The organism is Micromonospora sp. NBC_00860, from assembly GCF_045207375.1.
In the GTDB taxonomy this organism is placed as follows: domain Bacteria; phylum Actinomycetota; class Actinomycetes; order Mycobacteriales; family Micromonosporaceae; genus Micromonospora; species Micromonospora vinacea.
The window spans coordinates 7218388-7234399 of record NZ_CP108825.1 but is presented as its reverse complement, the minus strand read 5'-3'; the positions used below and the strand labels follow the sequence as shown (position 1 = coordinate 7234399).

The 16012-nt window shown below is 70.9% G+C and carries 16 protein-coding genes; 7 read left to right on the top strand and 9 right to left on the bottom strand.

What is annotated here, in order from left to right; genetic code table 11:
- Nucleotides 1-10: 10 nt before the first annotated feature.
- The 5 genes from OH804_RS33595 to OH804_RS33575 all read right to left on the bottom strand — a co-directional run bounded on the left by OH804_RS33595 (nucleotide 11) and on the right by OH804_RS33575 (nucleotide 5898).
- Nucleotides 11-2392, bottom strand: a complete 2382-nt coding sequence (locus tag OH804_RS33595) for an ATP-binding cassette domain-containing protein (RefSeq protein WP_406061688.1) — start codon at nucleotides 2390-2392, stop codon at nucleotides 11-13.
- A 29-nt stretch (nucleotides 2393-2421) separates the two neighbouring features.
- Nucleotides 2422-2832, bottom strand: a complete 411-nt coding sequence (locus tag OH804_RS33590) for a VOC family protein (RefSeq protein WP_238657381.1) — start codon at nucleotides 2830-2832, stop codon at nucleotides 2422-2424.
- A gap of 5 nt (nucleotides 2833-2837) precedes the next feature.
- Complete coding sequence (locus tag OH804_RS33585) at nucleotides 2838-3287, bottom strand: helix-turn-helix transcriptional regulator (protein ID WP_406061685.1); 450 nt, start codon at nucleotides 3285-3287, stop codon at nucleotides 2838-2840.
- 135 nt (nucleotides 3288-3422) lie between these two features.
- Complete coding sequence (locus OH804_RS33580) at nucleotides 3423-4382, bottom strand: DNA polymerase domain-containing protein (RefSeq protein WP_196919519.1); 960 nt, start codon at nucleotides 4380-4382, stop codon at nucleotides 3423-3425.
- Between the two features lie 31 nt (nucleotides 4383-4413).
- Complete coding sequence (locus OH804_RS33575) at nucleotides 4414-5898, bottom strand: MFS transporter (RefSeq protein WP_406061683.1); 1485 nt, start codon at nucleotides 5896-5898, stop codon at nucleotides 4414-4416.
- Nucleotides 5899-5973: 75 nt separating this feature from the next.
- Here OH804_RS33575 and OH804_RS33570 point away from each other — a divergent pair, with 75 nt between their 5' ends.
- The 3 genes from OH804_RS33570 to OH804_RS33560 all read left to right on the top strand — a co-directional run bounded on the left by OH804_RS33570 (nucleotide 5974) and on the right by OH804_RS33560 (nucleotide 9298).
- Nucleotides 5974-6408, top strand: coding sequence for a helix-turn-helix domain-containing protein (locus OH804_RS33570; RefSeq protein ID WP_231392398.1), 435 nt, complete (start codon nucleotides 5974-5976; stop codon nucleotides 6406-6408).
- 101 nt (nucleotides 6409-6509) lie between these two features.
- The gene (locus OH804_RS33565) at nucleotides 6510-7097 is read left to right on the top strand and encodes a TetR/AcrR family transcriptional regulator (protein WP_406061681.1); all 588 of its coding nucleotides are present in this window, start codon (nucleotides 6510-6512) and stop codon (nucleotides 7095-7097) included.
- Nucleotides 7097-9298: an MMPL family transporter gene (locus tag OH804_RS33560; RefSeq protein ID WP_406061679.1), complete on the top strand. Its 2202-nt coding sequence runs from the start codon at nucleotides 7097-7099 to the stop codon at nucleotides 9296-9298. The genes OH804_RS33565 and OH804_RS33560 overlap by 1 nt, the downstream gene beginning before the upstream one ends.
- Nucleotides 9299-9398: 100 nt before the next feature.
- Here OH804_RS33560 and OH804_RS33555 read toward each other — a convergent pair whose 3' ends face one another.
- Nucleotides 9399-10655: an erythromycin esterase family protein gene (locus OH804_RS33555; protein WP_406061677.1), complete on the bottom strand. Its 1257-nt coding sequence runs from the start codon at nucleotides 10653-10655 to the stop codon at nucleotides 9399-9401.
- Nucleotides 10656-10783: 128 nt separating this feature from the next.
- Here OH804_RS33555 and OH804_RS33550 point away from each other — a divergent pair, with 128 nt between their 5' ends.
- Nucleotides 10784-10975, top strand: a complete 192-nt coding sequence (locus tag OH804_RS33550; RefSeq protein ID WP_196919526.1) for a DUF2795 domain-containing protein — start codon at nucleotides 10784-10786, stop codon at nucleotides 10973-10975.
- A gap of 75 nt (nucleotides 10976-11050) precedes the next feature.
- On the opposite strand, the gene OH804_RS33545 is transcribed toward OH804_RS33550, so the two are convergent.
- Nucleotides 11051-11953, bottom strand: a complete 903-nt coding sequence (locus OH804_RS33545) for a Gfo/Idh/MocA family protein (RefSeq protein WP_406061674.1) — start codon at nucleotides 11951-11953, stop codon at nucleotides 11051-11053.
- A gap of 185 nt (nucleotides 11954-12138) precedes the next feature.
- Here OH804_RS33545 and OH804_RS33540 point away from each other — a divergent pair, with 185 nt between their 5' ends.
- The 3 genes from OH804_RS33540 to OH804_RS33530 all read left to right on the top strand — a co-directional run bounded on the left by OH804_RS33540 (nucleotide 12139) and on the right by OH804_RS33530 (nucleotide 13442).
- Nucleotides 12139-12501 (top strand): cupin domain-containing protein, encoded by a 363-nt coding sequence (locus OH804_RS33540; RefSeq protein WP_406061672.1) that lies wholly within the window; start codon nucleotides 12139-12141, stop codon nucleotides 12499-12501.
- 139 nt (nucleotides 12502-12640) lie between these two features.
- Nucleotides 12641-13033: a hypothetical protein gene (locus OH804_RS33535; protein WP_181518429.1), complete on the top strand. Its 393-nt coding sequence runs from the start codon at nucleotides 12641-12643 to the stop codon at nucleotides 13031-13033.
- Nucleotides 13026-13442: a hypothetical protein gene (locus OH804_RS33530; protein ID WP_196919532.1), complete on the top strand. Its 417-nt coding sequence runs from the start codon at nucleotides 13026-13028 to the stop codon at nucleotides 13440-13442. The genes OH804_RS33535 and OH804_RS33530 overlap by 8 nt, the downstream gene beginning before the upstream one ends.
- Before the next feature lie 78 nt (nucleotides 13443-13520).
- On the opposite strand, the gene fabG is transcribed toward OH804_RS33530, so the two are convergent.
- Nucleotides 13521-14279 (bottom strand): 3-oxoacyl-ACP reductase FabG, encoded by a 759-nt coding sequence (fabG, locus tag OH804_RS33525; protein WP_196919533.1) that lies wholly within the window; start codon nucleotides 14277-14279, stop codon nucleotides 13521-13523.
- A 43-nt stretch (nucleotides 14280-14322) separates the two neighbouring features.
- The gene (locus tag OH804_RS33520; RefSeq protein ID WP_406061669.1) at nucleotides 14323-15975 is read right to left on the bottom strand and encodes an alpha-amylase family protein; all 1653 of its coding nucleotides are present in this window, start codon (nucleotides 15973-15975) and stop codon (nucleotides 14323-14325) included.
- Nucleotides 15976-16012 lie beyond the last annotated feature (37 nt).

Here is a 16012-nt window from a genome sequence, read left to right as displayed (position 1 = left end):
ACGGCGGCCGTCAGCCTCCGACGTACGCCGCCAGGTGCTCGCCGGTGAGGGTGGAGCGGGCGGCGACGAGGTCCGCGGGGGTGCCTTCGAAGACGATCCGGCCACCGTCGTGGCCGGCGCCGGGGCCGAGGTCGATGATCCAGTCGGCGTGCGCCATGACCGCCTGGTGATGCTCGATGACGATCACCGACTTGCCGGCGTCGACCAGGCGGTCGAGCAGGCCGAGCAGTTGCTCGACGTCGGCCAGGTGTAGGCCGGTGGTCGGCTCGTCGAGGACGTAGACGCCGCCCTTCTCGGCCATGTGGGTGGCCAGCTTGAGCCGTTGCCGCTCGCCGCCGGAGAGGGTGGTGAGCGGCTGCCCCAGGCTCAGGTAGCCGAGCCCGACGTCGGCGAGCCGGTCGAGGATGGCGTGCGCTGCCGGCGTACGCGCATCGCCGGCGCCGAAGAACTTCTCGGCCTCCGTCACCGACATCGCGAGCACCTCGCTGATGTCGCGACCGCCGAAGCGGTATTCCAGCACCGACGCCTGGAACCGCTTGCCCTCGCACTCCTCGCAGGGGGCGGCGACGCCCGCCATCATCCCCAGGTCGGTGTAGATGACGCCGGCGCCGTTGCAGCTCGGGCAGGCACCCTCGGAGTTGGCGCTGAACAGCGCCGGCTTCACCCCGTTGGCCTTCGCGAACGCCTTGCGGATCGGGTCGAGCAGCCCGGTGTACGTGGCCGGGTTGCTGCGCCGTGAGCCGCGGATCGCGCCCTGGTCGATCGACACCACACCCGCGCCGGCCGGGATCGAGGAGTGCACGAGGGAACTCTTGCCGGAGCCGGCGACGCCGGTCACGACGACGAGCACCCCGAGGGGTACGTCGACGTCGACGTTCTGGAGGTTGTTGGCGGTGGCGTCCCGGATCTCCAGCTTGCCGGTGGGCGTCCGCACCGTCTCCTTGAGAGCCGCCCGGTCGTCGAGGTGGCGGCCGGTGATGGTGCCGCTGGCCCGCAGACCTTCCAGGGTGCCCTCGTAGCAGACGGTTCCGCCGTCCGTGCCGGCGCCGGGCCCGAGATCGACGATGTGGTCGGCGATCGCGATGGCCTCCGGCTTGTGCTCCACGACGAGCACCGTGTTGCCCTTGTCGCGCAGTTGGAGCAGCAGTTCGTTCATCCGTTGGATGTCGTGCGGGTGCAGCCCGATCGTCGGCTCGTCGAAGACGTAGGTGACGTCGGTGAGCGAGGAGCCGAGGTGGCGGATCATCTTGGTGCGCTGCGCCTCACCGCCGGAGAGGGTGCCCGACGGCCGATCGAGTGACAGGTAGCCCAGCCCGATCTCCTCGAACGAGTCGAGGAGGTGTTGCAGGCCGGCCAGCAACGGGGCCACCGACGGCTCTTCGATCCCGCGCACCCAGGCGGCCAGGTCGCTGATCTGCATCGCGCACGCGTCGGCGATGTTCTTGCCCTTGATCTTCGACGACCTGGCCTCCTGGCTGAGCCGGGTGCCGGCACACTCGGGGCAGGTCGTGAAGGTCACCGCGCGCTCCACGAAGGCGCGGATGTGCGGCTGCAACGCGTCGATGTCCTTGGCGAGGAAGGACTTCTGGATCGACGGGATCAGGCCCGCGTACGTCAGGTTGATCCCATCGATTTTGATCTTGGTCGGCTCCCGGTGGAGCAGGTCGTGCAGCTCCCGCTTGTTGAACTTGGCGATCGGCTTGTCCGGGTCGAAGTAGCCGCAGCCACGGAAGATCCGGCCGTACCAGCCCTCCATGCTGTAACCCGGGATGGTGATCGCGCCCTCGTTGAGCGAGAGGTTGTCGTCGTAGAGCGCCGACAGGTCGATGTCGGTCACCGCGCCCATGCCCTCACACCGCGGGCACATGCCGCCGAGACGGTTGAAGGTCGCCTTCTCGGTCTTCGTCTTGCCGGCGCCGCGATCGACTGTGATCGCCCCGGTCGCCTTCACCGAGGGGACGTTGAAGGAGTACGCGTTGGGCGAGCCGATGTGTGGCTGCCCGAGCCGGCTGAACAGGATGCGCAGCATCGCGTTGGCGTCGGTGGCGGTGCCGACGGTGGAGCGGGAGTTGGCGCCCATCCGCTCCTGGTCCACGATGATCGCCGTGGTCAGGCCATCCAGCAGGTCGACCTCGGGCCGTGCCAGCGTCGGCATGAAGCCCTGTACGAAGGCGCTGTAGGTCTCGTTGATCATCCGCTGCGACTCGGCCGCGATGGTGCCGAACACCAGCGAACTCTTGCCGGAGCCGGAGACACCGGTGAACACGGTCAGCCGCCGCTTCGGGATCTCGACGCTGACGTCTCTGAGGTTGTTCACCCGCGCGCCCTGCACCCGGATCAGGTCGTGGCTGTCGGCGATGTGCGGCGCGGACGGCTGGCTGGCCGTGCTCATCGTGTCTCCATCTGTCGGGCGCGCAGGACTCAGCGCACTTCCTGGATGCGGACCATGTTGCCTGCCGGGTCCCGGAAGGCACAGTCGCGCACACCGTACGGTTGCTCGGTCGGCTCCTGGACCACCTCGGCGTCGCTGGCCTCGAGCTTGGCGAAGGTGGCGTCGAGATCGGTGGTGGCCAGGTTGACGCCGAAGTAGCTGCCCTTGGCCATCAGCTCGAGGATGGTCTGCCGCTCGTCGTCGGTGATGCCGGGATTGGCGGCCGGCGGGTGCAGGACGATCGCGGTGCTGGGCTGGCCGACCGGCCCGACCGTGATCCACCGCATCCCCTCGTACCCGACGTCGAGGCGGACCTCGAAGCCGAGGATGTCGCGGTAGAAGACCAGCGAGGCCTCCGGGTCGGTGTGCGGCAGGAAACTCGAGTGAATGGTGATGTCCATGCTGGTCACGCTAGTTGCGGCTCGGTGGCCCGCGCTTCTCGATTCCTGACCGGTCTGGTCACCTGCTTCGCCACGCACGACGGCATTCCCGCCGTCGCCTGCGCCGCCTGCCGCCGGTAGACGCTGGGCGGCACGCCGACCAGCTCGGTGAAGCGGGTGCTGAAGGTGCCCAGGGACGAACAACCGACAGCGAAACAGACATCGGTGACGCTCAGGTCGCCACGGCGCAGCAGGGCCATCGCGCGCTCGATCCGTCGCGTCATCAGGTAGCTGTACGGAGATTCGCCGTAGGCGAGGCGGAACTCGCGGCTGAGGTGCCCGGCCGACATGTGCGCGCCACGCGCCAGCGCCTCGACGTCCAGCGGTTGCGCGTACTCCCTGTCGATCCGGTCGCGGACCCGACGCAGCCGCGCCAGGTCGCCCAGTCGCTGGGTCGCGTCGGGTTTGCTGCTCACCTGCGAAATCGTGCCACAACCCACCGACAATCGGCCGCCCGCCGGGCGCGAGCGGGGTCGAGCCGGGGCCGAGCCGGGGCCGAGCACGGGTCGAGCCGGGGCCGAGCACGGGTCGAGCCGGGGCCGGCGCGCCGGTCAGCCGGCCTCGCGGCGGGCGCGGGCCCGGCGCTTCCCCTCGTGCATGGCCTGCACCCGGGCCACCGGGATGGTCCGACCCTCGGCCACCAGGTCGGCGGGGAGCGGTTGCGGGGCCGGCATCAGAGCGGCCCACGGGTCATCGTCGGCGAGCAGCGCGGGAGCGGTCCGGATGGTGAAGTCGGCGGGGGTCACCTCGGTCAGGTCGGCCCAGTCGACCGGGAACGAGACCGGCATCCCGGGACGCAGCCGGGGGCTGTACGCGGCGGCCACCGTCGCGCCGCCAGCCCGGGTGGCGTCCACGAAGACCCGGCCACCCCGGTCCTCCTTGATGTACGCAGTGGTGGCCAGCGCCGGGTCGAGCCGCTCGGCGCGGACGGCGAGCGCCCGGGTGGCGGCGGCCAACTCCTCGGCCGTGGGCTCATCGGTCACCGGGACGAAGACGTGCACGCCCTTGGCGCCGCTGGTCTTGACCGCACCAGCCAGGCCGGCGTCGGCGAGCGCCTGGCGGACCAGCAGGGCGGCGTCGACCGCCGCGCGGAACCCGTCGCCGTCCGGTGGGTCCAGGTCGAGGATCAGGTGGGTCGGGCGGTGCAGGTCCGCCACGGTGGCCAGTGTCGGGTGGTACTCCACCGCCCGCTGGTTGGCGAACCAGAGCAGGGTGCGGCGGTCGTCGCAGAGGGCGTACGAGATCTCCCGGTGCGACGCCTCCGCCCAGACCGACGCCCGGCGGACCCAGTCCGGGGTGTACCGGGGCAGGTTCTTCTGCATGAACGGCGGCTGGCCTGGGCGGACCCGGATCACCGACAGCGGCCGGCCCCGCAGTTGCGGCAGGATCCGGTCCCGGACCGCGTCGAGGTAGTCGACCAGGTCACGCTTCGTCGCGTCATCGCGGTCGGACAGCGGCTGGTCCAGGTTGGTCAGGGCCACGCCGTCCCGGGTCTCGTCAGCCTCACTCACCCGACCACCCTCCCGGCCCCGGTGCCGTCGGTCAACCGGACGCGGCGCTTCGGTGCGGATCTGTTCCGGCGCCCACCGCGGTCTGCGCCGACGGACCAGCGGTCGACGACGGCCCGGTCGCGCGTCGGGGCACCGTTGTCAGCGCCACCAGCCACGCGGCGACAACGAGACCGGCGGCCACCGCGAACGCGGTCCGGTAGCCGCCGGCAAGCGCGGCGGTCTCGGCCCAGCCGGCGGTCCGCAGCCCGTCGCTGCGCGCGGCGGCCAGGGTGGCCAGCGCCGCCAGGCCGACCGCGCCGCCCACCTGTTGGGTGGTGTTGGCCAGGCCGGAGGCGAGCCCGGTGTCCGTGTCGGTCGCGCCGGCCATGGCCACTGTGGTGACCGCCGGCAGGGTCAGGCCGCCGGCCACGCCGAAGATCAGCATCGCGGGGAGTACGTCAGCGAGGTAGGCGCCGTCGGCGGGCAGTCGGGCGAGCAGGAGGAAGCCGACGGTCGCCAGGGCGAGCCCGAGCAGCAGGACCATCCGGGCACCGAAGCGGGCGATCAGCCGACCGGCCAGGCCGAGCGAGACCACGGCGATCACGACCGGGGTGGGCAGGAAGGCCCAGCCGGTCGCGGCGGCGTCCAGCCCCAGCACCAGTTGCAACTCCACGGCGAGCAGGAACTGGAACCCGAAGTACGCGCAGACCATGAGGAACTGCACGGCGTTCGCCGCCACCAGACCCGGGACGCGCAGCACCCGGGACGGCACCAGCGGGGTCGCCGCCACCCGTTGACGCAGCGCGAACCCGCCGAGCAGCAGCGCCGCGAGTGCCATCGCACCGAGCGTCCGAGGGCTGGTCCAGCCGTGTTCGCCAGTTCCCACGATGGCCAACACGGCGGCCATCAGGCCGGCGGTGGCGAGCAGCGCACCGGGCAGGTCCAGGCCGGCGCGCAGGCCGATCCCCCGTTCGGCCGGGAGCCGGCGGAGGGCCGCGATCAGGATGGCCGCACCGATGGGCACGTTGACCAGGAAGATCGTCCGCCACCCGGCGGCCTGGGTGAGCACCCCTCCGGCGACCGTGCCGACCGACGCGCCGGCCGCCCCGGTGAAGCTGAAGACGGCGATGGCGCGGGCCCGTTCGGCCGTTTCGGGATAGAGCCGGACGATCATGCCGAGGCTGACCGCCATGGCCAGAGCGCCGCCGACACCCTGCCCGAACCGCGCGCCCACCAGCACTGCCGGTCCGGTGGCGACCGCGCAGGCCAGCGAGGCCACTGTGAACAGCGCGACGCCGGCCAGGAAGACCCCGCGCCGGCCCAGCAGGTCGCCGAGTCGGCCGGCGAGCAGCAGCAGTCCGCCGAAGGCGACCAGGTAGGCGTTGACCACCCAGGCCAGGCCGGCGGCGGTGAAGCCCAGGTCGCGTTGCACGGCGGGCAGCGCCACAGCGACGACTGTGCCATCCAGGATGATCATCAGGCTGCCGGCGCAGAGCACCAGCAGCGCCGGCCAGCGGGACGGGACGACACGGTCCATGGAACCCCTCCTTGGTGCACGGTTTGTTACCGAGGTCATCGTCTGTGACCATGAACCGGAGCGGAAGGAGGCACTTTGATGTCCCAGAGGAACAGCGATGTGTCCGGGCTGGTCGAGGCCGAGCTGACCTGCGCTGCCGAGAACGTGCCGTTCACCCCGGGGCAGGCCCGCGCGTGCACCGTCCGGGAGGTCCTCGACCGGGTCGGCGGCAAGTGGAGCATCGGCATCCTGGTGGCCGCCTCGCACGGCCCGGTGCGCTTCACCGAACTGGAGCGGCACATCGAGGGGATCAGCCGCCGGATGCTCACCCTGACGCTCCGCAACCTGGAACGGGACGGACTGCTGCACCGCACCGTCTATCCGACCGTCCCGCCCAAGGTCGAATACACCGCCACCCCGATGGCGCTGGAGCTGTACGAGTCGCTGGTCGCGCTGACCAGCTGGGCCGAGCGGCACCGCCGGGCCATCGCCGAGGCGCGGACCAGGTACGACGCCCAGCACACCGGCTGAACCGGGCCCAGGTGTGGTGAACGCCACCGCTTCCATCTGACCGATCGGTCAGGGTCTGACCGATCGGTCAGGCATGCTGGTCTGCGGGAGGTGGACCGGGCATGGTCAGAGCGGTACCCGACACACACGGCGAGATCCTCGCCGCAGCGGCGCGGCAGTTCACGGTGACCGGCTACCGGGGCACCTCCCTGCAGGACATCGCCCGGGAGGTCGGCTGCTCCAAGGCCACGGTGCTCTACCACTTCGCCAACAAGGAAGCCCTGCTCGCCGAGCTGATGGCCCCCGCGATCGAGGTGCTCCGCAGCCTCGACGACCAGCTCAACGGCCTGACCGGCGCAGCCGCCCAGGAGGTCGCCGCACAGGGCTTCGTCGACCTCGCGGTCCGGTTCCGGCAGGAGATCGCCGTACTGCGCGGCGAGTTCCCGGAGCTGCTGTGCCAGCCGGCCTTCGCGCACATTCAGGAGATCTCCGACCGGCTGCGGGACGCGTTGGCCGGGCACTCCGACCGGCCGGCGGCCCGGATCGCCGCGCTGGTGCTGCTCGCCGGCATCTCCGAGGCGTGCGCCGAGTTCGCCGACATCCCCGACGACGAGCTGCGCCACGCCCTGCTCACCCTCGCCCGACGGGCCGTCGAACCCGTCGACGCACCCCTGCCCCATCCACCCACGACCGAGGACAAGGACTCCTGATGGCCACCCTGCTCTACCGGCTCGGCCGGGGCGCGTTGCGCCGGCGACGGCTCGTCGTCGCGCTCTGGCTCGTCGTACTCGTCGTCGCCGGCCTGGCCGCGGCGACCCTGCGCGGCCCGACGGCGAGCAACTTCACGATGCCCGGCACCGAGAGCCAGCGCGCGCTCGACCTGCTGGCCGACCAGTTCCCCTCAGCCAGCGGCGCCACCGGCACCATCGCTGTCAAGGCGCCCGCCGACGGCCAACTGGCCACGCCCGAGGGCCAGGCCGTGGTGCAGGAGTTGGTCCAGGAGGCCTCGACACTGCCCGGCGTGGTCGGCGCGGTCAACCCGTTCCAGGTCGGCGCGGTCTCACCCAACGGCCGGTACGCACTGGTCCAGGTGCAGTTCGCCACCGGCGGCGACGAGGTGACCGACGAGCAGCGCACCGCGTACGAGGAGGTCGGCACCGCCGCCGAGGCGAAGGGTTGGCAGGTCGCCCCGGGGGGCGAGGTTCTGGGTGGTGAGCCGGAGATCGGCTCCACCGAGGCGCTCGGCGTCCTGGTCGCCGCGATCGTCCTGATCATCACGTTCGGTTCCCTTGTCGCCGCCGGCATGACGATGCTCAACGCGCTGATCGGCGTGGGCGTCGGCATGGCCGGCCTGTTCGCGCTGAGCGGTGTCATCGAGTTGACCAGCACCGCGCCGATCCTGGCGCTGATGCTCGGTCTCGCCGTCGGCATCGACTACTCGTTGTTCATCACCTCCCGGCACCGACAGAACCTGCTCGAAGGCCTGCCCCCGGAGGAGGCGGTCGGCCGGGCCGTGGGTACCGCCGGCTCGGCAGTCGTCTTCGCGGGCGCCACAGTGGTCATCGCCCTCGCCGGTTTGGCCGTGGTGAACATCCCGTTCCTCACCGTGATGGGTCTCGCCGCCGCCGGTACGGTCACCATCGCCGTGCTCGTGGCGATCACCCTCCAGCCCGCACTGCTCGGCTTCGCCGGCAACCGGGTGCTCCCGCGCCGGCTGCGCTCCACGGTCGGCTCCGCCGCCCCAGGTGAGCCGGTGGGCGAAGAGACGCTGCCGGTCGAGGACCGCTCCGGGTTCGGCTTCCGCTGGGCACGGTTCGTCATCCGCTTCCGGGTGCCGGTCATCCTGGTCTCGTTGCTCGGCCTGGGCCTGCTCGCGCTGCCCACGCCGGACATGCGGCTGGCCCTGCCGGACGCCAGCACGGCGACGGTGGGCTCCCCGGCCCGGGTGGCGAGCGACCTCACCACCGAGGGCTTCGGCCCCGGCTTCACCGGCCGTCTCGCGGTGGTCGTGGCGGGCGACGACGCGCAGGCGACCGCCGCCGCGGTGCCGCAGGTGACCGCGATGATCCAGCGCACCGAGAACGTCCTCGCGGTGGCGCCACCGCAGCTGAGTCCGGACGGTCGGACCGCGCTGCTCGGCGTGGTGCCGAAGACCGGCCCGACCGACGAGGCCACCGAGACCCTGGTGCACGACGTCCGCGACGCGGTCGGTGGGGTCAAGGGCGCCGAGGTGCTGCTCACCGGCGCCACGGCGATCGGAATCGACGTCTCGGAGAAGCTCTCCGACGCACTGCCGATCTACCTGCTGCTGGTCGTCGGGCTCTCGGTGCTGCTGCTGATGCTGGTGTTCCGCTCGCTGCTGGTGCCGCTCAAGGCGGCGCTGGGCTTCCTGCTCACCGTGGCCGCCACGTTCGGCATCACGGTGGCGATCTTCCAGCAGGGCCACCTCGCCGACCTGGTCGGCCTGGACAGCCCGGCCCCGCTGGTCAGCTTCCTGCCCATCCTGCTGATCGGCATCCTGTTCGGGCTGGCCATGGACTACGAGGTGTTCCTGGTCTCACGGATGCGGGAGGACTTCGTGCACGGCGACACCGCGCGTGAGGCCACGATCAGCGGCATGGGCCACGGTGCCCGGGTGGTCACCGCCGCCGCGCTGATCATGATGTCCGTCTTCGGTGGCTTCGTGTTCCTCAACGACCCGATCATCAAGTCGATGGGCTTCGCGCTCGCCATCGGCGTGGCCATCGACGCGTTCGTGGTCCGGATGACCATCGTCCCGGCGGTGATGTCGCTGCTCGGCGACCGTGCCTGGTGGCTCCCCCGCTGGCTCGACCGCGCCCTGCCCAACGTGGACATCGAGGGCGAGGGCCTGCGCGAACACCTGGAGGAGCGGACCCCCACGAGGGTCTGACGCCCACCCGGTCGATCAAGGAGTTGTGGTGTCTGCCGTGCCCCACTTCGGGGCGTTGGTCCGGCACCACAACTCCATGATCGGCGCGACCGGGTCCGGGTCAGACCCCGGCCGGGTACGTTTCCATCTCGCCGGAGGCGGCCGGCACCGGTAGCGGGTGCAGAGCGGTCGTGTCGTCGCACCAGATGAAGGCGTCGTACCGGTCGCCGAGCCGCGTCGGCACGTAGTTGCCCCAGGACTCGAACGACGGGTCGTAGACGACCCCGATCGCCCGGTGGTCCACGGTGTCGGTGACCCAGCCCGGCTGGTCGTCGCCGCCGAAGATCAGCACCGCCCGCTCCGGCATCAGCTCGTGCAGGCGCCGCTCGATCGACCCCTCCCGAGCCGGCGGCACCACCATCGCCTCCGGCGGCGAACCCCAGCGGGGTGCGGCGATCACCGTGCCCCGGTAGCTGCCGAAGCCGACCAGGGCCACCGCGTCCTCGCCGTGCCGCTCCCGGGCCAACTGACCGATGTTGACCATCCCGTCGGCGGCCATGTCGGTGGCCCGCGCGTCCCCGACGTGCGTGTTGTGCGCCCAGACGATGCCCCGGGCCTCCGGGCCGTAGCGGTCCAGCAGCCGGTCCAGGGTGTCCTGCATGTGGGTGTCGCGGATGTTCCACGAGTCCGGCCCGCCGGCCACCATCGCCCGGTAGTACCGCTCAGCGCCGGCCACCACCTCCGCGTTCTGCCAGGCGGAGAAGCGATCCGGGCCGTCCGAGAGGGCGTGTTCGCGGGTCCGGGCGAGCAACCGGACGACCTCCTCCTCGCAGCGGGCGGAGACGAACCGGCTGGCCGCGCCGTACTCCTCGGCCCTCTTGCCGTACGGCTCGAAACACCGGTAGGCGTCCTGCGCCGCCTCCAGCGACTTCGGGTCCTCCTCCCCCAGGTAGTCGAAGATCGCCTGCATCGACTCCCAGAGGCTGTACACGTCGAGACCGTGGAACCCGGCCCGTTGCTCCTCCGGCCGCTCCACGTTCCAGGCCCGCAGCCAGCTGGCGAACCGGGCCACCTCGGCATTGGCCCACATCCAGGTCGGCCACCGCTCAAACTGGTCGAGCGCGAGCTGGGGTTGGAGCGCGCCACCCGGTGCCGCCGTCACGGAGCGGTGCACCCGATCGCAGTCGGGCCAGTCACCCTCCACGGCGACGAAGGAGAAGCCGCACTCCGCGATCAGCCGGCGGGTGAGCTGCTCCCGCAGCCGGTAGTAGTCGTAACTGCCGTGGGTGGACTCACCGATCATCACCACCCGGGCGTTCCGAACGCGCTCCAGCAACGGGTCGAAATCGCTCGGCGCGCCGAGCCGCTGAACCAGCATGCCAGCGGCTACCCGGCCGCCGCTGCGGCAAACCGTGGGCGCGTCGCGGGCCGACACGCCGGCCGCCGGGCCGTCGTGGGTGCCAACCCGACCGGTGTACGGCCACCGCGAGCGGGTAGCCGGCCGACATGACCGTCACCGGGGTTCAGTTGCAGGAGTACCTGGCCGGGCTCGACTACCCGGTCTCCCGGGAGGACCTGGTCCGCTGGGGTCAGGAGAACGGGGCCAGCACAGCGATGCTGCAGATGCTGCAGGCCCTACCACCCGAGCAGTTCAACTCCCCCGACGAGTTGAACGCCGCCCTGACCACCCCCACCTGACCTCGGTGATCATGAGGTTATCGCCGTCCCGCACGGCGTGTCGCGCCGCTAACTTCATGATCACCGGGGGTGGGGTTACGGGAGGGGGATTGTGCGGGCTTCTGTTCGGGCGGTTTCGGCGGCGGCGAGGATGGTGACGACCTCACGGCCGAAGCGGACGTCGCAGCGGTGGTCCCGGCTGCCGGCCCGCACCTGCTCGACGAGCTGGTCGATGGCGACGCCGAACGCGGTGGCGGCGTCGTTCTCGCCGAACGGGACGTTCTCGACGCCGTTTTCGCCGTAGAACACGAACTCCCGGGCCATCGACTCGGTCGGGGCATCCAGGGAGAGTGAGGCGCTGCTCGTGGCACCCCCCTCGTGGGTGAGCAGCAGGTGCACCATCCCGTTCGGGCCGTCCATCGCCGCCACCTGCGTCACCCGGCCCAGCACCGGCAGGAGGATCGAGAGGGCGTGCGGGGCGATGTCCCAGAGTGCCCCGTGCTCGCGACGCCACAACGAGCCGCCGTACGGGCTGCCCTCATGAAAGATCGACGCGAACGCGGTGGTCCGGCCGTGCTGCCAGCCCCCGGCGGCGGCGGTGGCGGCGAGGAACGCTGTCACGTTCGGCTGGAACCGCTGGGTGAAGAAGACGACCGAGGCGACCCCGGACTCGTCGGCGGCGGCCACGACGCGGTCGGCGTCGGCCACGCTGAGCGCCAGCGGCTTGTCCAGCAGCAGGTGCCGGCCGGCGCGGGCGGCCCGGACCGCGATGTCGGCCTGGATGTCCGGCGGCAGGGCGACGGCGATCGCCTCGCACTGCTCGATCAGCGCGTCGACGTCGGCGTAGGCAGGCACCCCGTACCGCTCGGCAAGCGCTGACGCTCGCTCCGGGTTGCGCCCCCACACCCCGACCAACTCGGCGTCGGGATGTGCGTGCAGCGCCTTCCCGTGCGTCTCGATCGCCCAGTGACCGGTGCCGAACAAGCCGAACCGCAGCACGTGTACCTCCGCTGTTTTCCCCGCACCATGGCAACGCCACGGACGTGATCCACGCTAGTCTCCCCGGCGGTCATGACGGCGGCGGGTTCGACCAATCGAAGCAGCCCACCGCCGTTTCCGCTCTCGGTGACGTCAGGTCCGAATGCCGCCAGACACCCCAGGTACGGCGAGGCAGTCTCGAGGACATGCCGAGCACGAATCCAGCGACGACCAGCGGTGTCGTGACCTTCGACCACTGGTACGACTTCACCGAGGGTGGCCCCGTGCACCGCGCGCTGCTGCCGTTTCCGTCAACGGCGCCCGCTCCGTTCGAGGTTGCGCGCTGGTCGGTGGCCCCGAACACGTCCAACGATCTCGACGTCCACCGGTCTCGTGAGGTGTGGATCATCGTGGCCGGAACCGGAACCGTGACCTTCGCCGACCAGGCCAGCGTCCTGCGGGCCGGAGACGTCGTGGCGTTCGACAGCACTGTGCCGCACCAGATCCGGAACGACGGACCGGATCCGCTCCTTGCCGTCTCCGTCTACTGGCTGCAAGGGCACGACTGACGCCCACCCGAACGGCGTTGGGACCGGGGGCTGCGGCCACAGCGACAGGCGCGCGTCACACGCGGAGAGGCAGGGCATCCCTTTACTACGACGGTTAGTAGGCTGTGCCGGTGACCGAGGCAACGACCGGGTGGTTCCGGTGACCAGCGTGGGCGCCGACTCGCCGGTGGATGGGATCGTCGCGACAGTGCCGATCGTGCTGTCACTGCTCGTGGCGGTGTGGGCGCTGGTGGCGGCGGTACGCCACCGGCCGCCGGACCGGGTGCAGTTCGTCGGTCTGGCCGTACTCGAAGTGGCGTTGCTGGTGTTGAGCGTGCTGGCGCTCGTCGCGGTCGGCGGCGGGGATCGGCCCGGCGAGCCCGGCGCCTTCTTCGGCTACCTGGTCACGCTGGTGTGCCTGCCACCACTGGCCTGGGTGCTGGCCCGGATGGAACCGACCCGCTGGGGCTCGGCGATCGTGTGCGCGGTCTGCCTGGTGGCCCCGGTGGTGGTGGTCCGGTTGCAGCAGACCTGGGAGGTGCTCGGTGGTTGAGACAGGACCGGCCCCCCGGCGTACGAACTCCGGCCCGGGTCGGCTGCTGATCGCGGTCTACCTGCTCTTCGCCATCGCGGCGACGAGTCGGGCGGGTCTGCAACTCGCCACCAAGTTCGACGAGGCACCGGTGGCGTATCTGCTCTCCGGGGTGGCCGCGCTCATCTACATCGTGGCGGCGGTGGGGCTGGCCCGCGCCGGGCACACCGGCCGACGGGTCGCGCTGGCGTGCTGCTCCGTGGAGCTGGTCGGGGTGGTCGCGGTCGGCATCCTGAGCCTGGTCGACAGGGAGCTCTTCCCGGACGAGACGGTCTGGTCGCAGTTCGGCAGCGGGTACGGCTACATCCCGCTGGTGCTGCCGGTGCTCGGCCTGATCTGGCTCTGGCGCACCCGCCGCGCACCGGCCTGACCACCGCGCGCCCGCCTGACCCGCCCGGCGACGAGGGCGCCGGCCTACCTGCCGGAGCGCCCTCGTCGGGAGTACGGGTCAGTCCCGTGGGCCGCCCGCGACGTAGATGACCTGACCGGAGACGAAGCCCGCGCCCTCGCTCGCCAGGAACGAGATGGTGTGCGCGACGTCCTCCGGCCGGCCCGGGCGACGGACCGGGATCTCGGCGGCGGCGTGCTTCTGGAAGTCGTCGAAGTCGACCTTCATCCGGGCGGCGGTGGCCGCGGTCATGTCGGTGACGATGAAGCCGGGTGCGACGGCGTTCACTGTCACCCCGAACGGCCCCAGCTCGATGGCGAGCGTCTTGGTGAAGCCCTGTAGGCCGGCCTTGGCGGCGGCGTAGTTCGCCTGGCCCCGGTTGCCCAGCGCGGAGGTGCTGGAGAGGTTGACGATCCGCCCCCACTTCCGGTCCACCATGTGCTTCTGGGCCGCCTGGCTGAACAGGAACGCGCCGCGCAGGTGCACCCCCATCACCGTGTCCCAGTCGGCGTTGGTCATCTTGAACAGCAGGTTGTCGCGGAGCACACCGGCATTGTTGACCAGCACGGTGGGCGCGCCCAGCTCGGCGGCGATCCGGCTCACCGCCGCCTCGACCTGGTCCCGGTCGGACACGTCGGCGCCCACCCCGAGCGCCCGGCCGCCCTCGGCGGCGATGGCGTCCACCGTCTCCTTGGTGGCCGCCTCCTCGATGTCGACCACGGCGACGGCCATTCCGTCGGCGGCCAACCGTCGGGCGGTGGCCGCGCCGATGCCGCGTGCGGCTCCGGTGACGATGGCGACGCGGGACTCCTCCGACATGATTACCTCCCGGTAACGTGGGGTCGATCGGAGGAGCTTAACGTCAACAGGCCGACCCTCGGCATAGGCGAATCCACCGGTATCCGTAGCCGGAGACCTTCACCGCGCCGAGCTTGCCCAGCTCTCCGTAGCCGCGGTCGGCGAGCACGTCGATCGGCAGGTCGGCCTCCGGTTCGAGGCTGCTCAGGTCCACCTCGACGTCGTCGGTGCCCAGGTTGTGCACGAAGACCATCGTCCCGGTCGGCCCGTCCGCCCGGTGCGTCAGCACGCCCGGCGGCACCGGCACGTCGATGTGGCTGGTCGAGCCGGAGCCGATCTCCGGTGCCTCCCGCAGCGTACGGATCATGCGCTCGAACCAGGCGAGCAGGGACTTCGGGTCGCCCCGCTGGGCGGTGACGTTGACGTTCTGGTAGCCGAACTCGCCCTTCTCGATCACCGGGCGGACCAGCTTCTCCGGGTCCGCCGTGGAGAAGCCGGCATTGGGCTGGTACGACCACTGCATCGGGGTACGGATCGCGTCCCGACCCCGCAGCGACAGGTCCTCGCCCATCCCGATCTCCTCGCCGTAGCGCAGCACCGGCGTGCCGCGCATCGAGAACTGGAGGGCGTACGCCAGCTCGATGCGCCGCCGGTCGTTGCCGAGCATCGGGGCGAGCCGGCGACGGATGCCCCGGTCGTAGATGCGCATGTTCTCGTCCGGGCCGAACTCCGCGTACACCTGGTTGCGCTGTTCGGTGGTCAGCCGGGACAGGTCGATCTCGTCGTGGTTGCGCAGGAAGGTGGCCCACTGCCCGCCGACCGGCAGCTTCGGGGTGTCGTGCAGCGCGTCGATCAACGATTCCGGGTCCTGCCGGGCCAGGGACAGCATGAGTCGACCGTTGAGCATGAAGTCGAAGAGCATGTGGATGCGGTTGCCGGAACCGCTGGCGTCGCCGAAGAACGTCGGTAGCTGGTCCGGCTCGACGTTCGCCTCGGCCAGCAGGACGGCGTCACCGCGGCGCCACTGGACGTGCTGGCGCATCTCGGTGAGGAACTCGAAGTCCTTCGGGGAGTTCGGGTTGCCCGGCTCGGTCAGCTCGATGATGAACGGCACCGCGTCCATCCGGAAGCCGGAGACGCCGAGCTGGAGCCAGAACGACATGATCTTCTTGATCTCGTCGCGGACCTGCGGATTGGCGAAGTTGAGGTCCGGCTGGAACTTGTAGAACCGGTGATAGAACCACGCCTTGGCGGTCCGGTCGTAACTCCAGGTCTCGTCCTGCTCGCCGGGGAAGACCATGCCCTGGTGCCGGTCGTCCGGCTCGCTGTCGGACCAGACGTACCAGTCCCGGTACGGCGAGTCCGGCGACGAGCGGGCGGACTGGAACCACGGGTGTTCGTCGGAGGTGTGGTTGACCACCAGGTCGATGATCACGCGGATGCCCCGGTTCTGCGCCTGGTGCAGCAGCTCGGCGAAGTCGCCCAGGGTGCCGAAGCGCGGGTCCACGTTGTAGAAGTCGGTGGCGTCGTAGCCGTCGTCACGGTTGGGCGACGGGTGGATGGGGTGCAGCCACAGGCAGGTCACCCCGAGTCGGGCCAGGTAGTCCAGCCTCCCGATCAACCCACGGATGTCACCGACCCCGTCGCCGTCGGAGTCGGCGTACGTGTCGATGTCGAGGCAGTAGACGACGGCTTCGGAATACCAACGGTCACCCATGCCGGAGGAACATCTCCGATCGACCGCCGCGGCAAAC

Bases quoted from the DNA above. Each gene is read 5' to 3' on its own strand.
- OH804_RS33595 (WP_406061688.1), bottom strand. From the start codon at position 2,392: ATGAGCACGGCCAGCCAGCCGTCCGCGCCGCACATCGCCGACAGCCAC.
- OH804_RS33590 (WP_238657381.1), bottom strand. From the start codon at position 2,832: ATGGACATCACCATTCACTCGAGTTTCCTGCCGCACACCGACCCGGAG.
- OH804_RS33575 (WP_406061683.1), bottom strand. From the start codon at position 5,898: ATGGACCGTGTCGTCCCGTCCCGCTGGCCGGCGCTGCTGGTGCTCTGC.
- OH804_RS33565 (WP_406061681.1), top strand. From the start codon at position 6,510: ATGGTCAGAGCGGTACCCGACACACACGGCGAGATCCTCGCCGCAGCG.
- OH804_RS33560 (WP_406061679.1), top strand. From the start codon at position 7,097: ATGGCCACCCTGCTCTACCGGCTCGGCCGGGGCGCGTTGCGCCGGCGA.
- OH804_RS33555 (WP_406061677.1), bottom strand. From the start codon at position 10,655: ATGCTGGTTCAGCGGCTCGGCGCGCCGAGCGATTTCGACCCGTTGCTG.
- OH804_RS33550 (WP_196919526.1), top strand. From the start codon at position 10,784: ATGACCGTCACCGGGGTTCAGTTGCAGGAGTACCTGGCCGGGCTCGAC.
- OH804_RS33540 (WP_406061672.1), top strand. From the start codon at position 12,139: ATGCCGAGCACGAATCCAGCGACGACCAGCGGTGTCGTGACCTTCGAC.
- fabG (WP_196919533.1), bottom strand. From the start codon at position 14,279: ATGTCGGAGGAGTCCCGCGTCGCCATCGTCACCGGAGCCGCACGCGGC.
- OH804_RS33520 (WP_406061669.1), bottom strand. From the start codon at position 15,975: ATGGGTGACCGTTGGTATTCCGAAGCCGTCGTCTACTGCCTCGACATC.